Below are 3,648 nucleotides of genomic sequence, written 5' to 3' on the forward strand. Positions count from 1 at the left end.
CGCTTTCGCGCTGCTGTAAGGTTGTTGTCATGGTTTTATGATTGCTGTATTTGGTTGTCAATGTTCGGATGATGTTTCTATTATTAACGGTATTGTTAACCTTTGTAAAGGGGTTTAGCGACAGTTAAACTGATGAGGGTTATTAGGAAAGCTGATGAAACCAGAGACAGGGGCGTAGCTTGCGGGGCGCGACGCCATCGCCAGGAGTTTTGTTAAGAAAGTTGAGGGTTTTGCTTTCTGTGGGTCAGCTCGTGATACCTTTCTAAAACCTGAAAGCGGGAAAGTCCGGTGCAATTCCGGCGCTGTGCCGCAACTGTAAAAGTCAGAATGCCGATTTCGGGGGCGCTTTGTGGGCGTTTACTTTTGGATTCCCTGCGTAGCACGGGGAGGAGATTATTTGTTAGCTTTGACTGATTTGCCGACTTGTCCGGGTTTATTTTACGGTTCCCAAGCCCGAGACGGAGTTTTATCGAGAATGCGGATTCCGGGGGGAATTTTAAACGCGCAGCAGTGTCGGACGATCGCCGATGTGGCTGATCAATACAGTACCGGCTGTTTGCAAGTGACAAATCGGGCAAATTTGCAAATCCGAGAAGTGAACTCGGAAATTGCCCCGGAAGTCTGGAACCGCTTGCAGGAATTGGGGATAGCGTCTCGCCGCGTTGAAGTTGACCCGATTCGCAATATTATGGCAAGCCCGACAGCAGGGATCGATCGCCAGGAGTTACTGGATACTCGCCCGCTAGTCAAAGCTTGGGATGATTACCTGCAAACGCATCCCGAATTGTCGGAACTTTCGCCTAAGTTCAGTATTGGCTTCGACGGCGGGGAATCGGTTTCGATCCAGGCTTTACGCAACGATATTTTATTAGCTGCGGAAGGGCTTTCAACCCAATCAGAAATCGTTTTTCGGCTGCATTTCAACGGCGATACAGGAATTTTAATCCCAGAATCGCAATGTATTTCAGTATTAGCCGCCCTCGCTAGCACCTATCTTGAATACACCAAAAATCGACCTCGAATTGATGGGAAAAAACCGCGTTTGCGTCACCTGCTGGCAGATTGGGGTGTTGAAAGTTATCTAGAAAGGGTACAGCAGAATTTACCATTTTTATGGCAATTCACATCTTGCACATTTCCCAAAAACAGCCAAGATGCCTGTTCCACAAAGAGTGAATTTCCTTGTGGGGTGGGCATCTTGCCCGCCCGTTCGATCGACTCATCTGAAAAATCCCTCCCCAATCACCGACATCTCGGCATCCACCCTCAGCGACAGTCGGATTTATCCTACATGGGAATTGCACTGCCTCTCGGTAGGCTAGAATCAAAGCAACTGCGGAATTTGGCAAATTTAGCCCAAAATCTAGCCAGCGGTACCCTGAGACTTACGCCGTGGCAAAATCTGTTGATTTCTGATATCCCCAACTCCCAGCTTTTTGAGGTAAAACAGCAAATCGCCGATTTGGGATTGCACTCGTCAGCGACTCGGCTAGATTCGTGCTTGGTGGCTTGTGCCGGCAGCAGCGGCTGTGCGTCGGCGGCGACAGATACTCAAAGTCACGCCCTAGCAATGGTGAGGGATTTAGCGCAAAAATTGACGCTCGACCTGCCGATTAACATTCATTTCAGCGGTTGCCAAAAGTCCTGCGCCCAGCACCGGCCAATTGATATCACGCTGGTGGGAATTCAGATTGAGCGAGGACACGAGACGATCGAAGGTTACGACATTTATGCGGGTAGAAAAGATTTGCCCTTCGGGCGACCAATTTTTCAGGCGGTGAGTGCGATCGAGATGCCCGGTGCGATCGAGCGAATGTTGCAGGTGTATCAGCGGTTGCGAGAGCCATTGGAGTCATTTGGTGAGTTTATCGATCGGCGGGCGATCGACCAATTGCAGGAGTTGTTGAGTACGGAAAATCGGAATAGAAAGAGAAAAAACATCCCATGAAAACAGACAAATTTTAAGCATTTCTCTTTCTATCTCTCTTGATATTTCTTCCTTCGCGTCCTTTGCGCCTTCGCGGTTCATTCAAAAAATCTCTTTCACAAATCCCACAAAATTCCCATAGCAGTTTTAAACAATGATTGACTACATTCGAGACGGAACAGAAATCTACACCAAATCCTTCGCCACAATTCGAGCCGAAGCAGATTTGTCAAGCTTGCCACCCGATTTAGAATCGGTAGCCGTGCGACTAATTCACAGTTGTGGCATGACCGATATTGTTACAGATTTAGCAGCTTCCCCCGGTGCAGCCACCTACGGACGCCAAGCCCTCTCCGCAGGCGCGCCCATCCTGTGCGATGCCCGGATGGTGGCCGAAGGCATCACTCGCAAACGCCTTCCGGCTGACAATCCGGTGATTTGCACCCTCTGGCATTCCGAAATCCCGGAGTTGGCGCGGCAAATGGGAAATACTCGATCGGCTGCGGCGCTTGATTTATGGCTGGATAACTTGCAGGGTGCGGTTGTGGCCATTGGCAATGCCCCGACTGCTTTGTTCCGACTACTGGAAATGCTTGATGCCGGAGCACCCAAACCGGCTTTAATTCTGGGTTTCCCGGTAGGATTTGTGGGGGCTGCCGAATCCAAAGCCGAACTGGCTGCCAACAGTCGGGGAGTGCCATTTATTACGTTGCACGGGCGGCGTGGTGGCAGTGCAATGGCAACGGCGGCCGTGAATGCGTTAGCGAAAAAGGATGAATTATGACTCAGGCTACTGGTAAATTGTACGGTTTGGGTATTGGCCCTGGTGATCCAGAATTGATCACATTGAAAGCTTATCGGATTTTGCAATCGGTGCCGGTGATTGCCTATCCGGCGATGGAAAATGGTAAGGTGCTGGCGCGGGCGATCGTTGCTGATTATCTGCGCCCGGAGCAAATTGAGATTCCGATGCCGTTGCCTTTTAGTCCGACGCGATCGTCTCAACCTTATTATGATATTGCTGCCGACAAAATTGCCGCACATCTGAGCGAGGGACAGGATGTGGCGGTGCTGTGTGAGGGCGAGCCTTTTCTCTACGGCTCGTTTATGTATCTATTCAACCGTTTGTCGGCGAGATTTACCACTGAAGTTGTGCCGGGAATTTCTTCGACAATGGCGAGTGCGGCTGCGTTGGGAGTGCCGCTGACTTATCGTAACGATGTGTTAAGTATTATGCCTGCGACGCTGGAGGCTGAGGTTTTGCGCGATCGACTGGCGGTTGTTGATGCTGCTGTGATTATTAAGCTGGGGAGGCATTTTGCGAAAGTCCGGGACGTACTGATTGAGTTGGGACAGTTCGATCGAGCATTGTATATAGAACGCGCAACTATGCCGAATCAGCGAATTCGGGCGATCGCAGATGTCGAGCCCGCTGAAGTTCCCTATTGGGCTCTCATTATGATACCTAGCCAGCAAAAGTCTGTAACTTAATATTTCCATGCCTGAAGGCGACGCGCTTCCAGGCTTTACCTACTTTTTTGTGCATTCTTACCTCTTTATCCTGTTTTCTTCATATTGATAACTTAACCTTATAACTTACATCAGTTAATCTGTTGTTAAAATACTTTACAAACCTTAGAATATGCTTTATGTTTATTTACATGGCGGAACACAAAGCCGTCACGAACATTGAAAACCAAATAAAGCAATCATAAACAAAT

3 protein-coding genes and 1 riboswitch are annotated in these 3,648 nt (G+C 49.1%); all 3 genes read left to right on the forward strand.

Going from position 1 to position 3,648, the window contains the following annotated elements; all coding sequences use genetic code 11:
• Positions 1–261 precede the first annotated feature (261 nt).
• A riboswitch (adenosylcobalamin-variant (AdoCbl-variant) riboswitch) is annotated at positions 262–341 on the forward strand.
• Positions 342–349: 8 nt separating this feature from the next.
• The 3 genes from cobG (at position 350) to QUA00_RS36375 (ending at position 3,418) form a co-directional block, all read left to right on the forward strand.
• Positions 350–1,948, forward strand: coding sequence for a precorrin-3B synthase (cobG, locus tag QUA00_RS36365; protein WP_333148297.1), 1,599 nt, complete (start codon positions 350–352; stop codon positions 1,946–1,948).
• A 133-nt stretch (positions 1,949–2,081) separates the two neighbouring features.
• A complete protein-coding gene (locus QUA00_RS36370; protein ID WP_333148299.1) occupies positions 2,082–2,711 on the forward strand; it encodes a precorrin-8X methylmutase in 630 nt (209 codons plus the stop codon).
• Positions 2,708–3,418 (forward strand): precorrin-2 C(20)-methyltransferase, encoded by a 711-nt coding sequence (locus QUA00_RS36375; protein ID WP_333413433.1) that lies wholly within the window; start codon positions 2,708–2,710, stop codon positions 3,416–3,418. Before QUA00_RS36370 ends, QUA00_RS36375 begins: the two co-directional genes overlap by 4 nt.
• The last annotated feature ends 230 nt before the right edge of the window (positions 3,419–3,648 follow it).

Source organism: Microcoleus sp. T2B6, assembly GCF_036700475.1.
In the GTDB taxonomy this organism is placed as follows: domain Bacteria; phylum Cyanobacteriota; class Cyanobacteriia; order Cyanobacteriales; family Microcoleaceae; genus Microcoleus.

Bases quoted from the DNA above. Each gene is read 5' to 3' on its own strand.
- QUA00_RS36370 (WP_333148299.1), top strand. From the start codon at position 2,082: ATGATTGACTACATTCGAGACGGAACAGAAATCTACACCAAATCCTTC.
- QUA00_RS36375 (WP_333413433.1), top strand. From the start codon at position 2,708: ATGACTCAGGCTACTGGTAAATTGTACGGTTTGGGTATTGGCCCTGGT.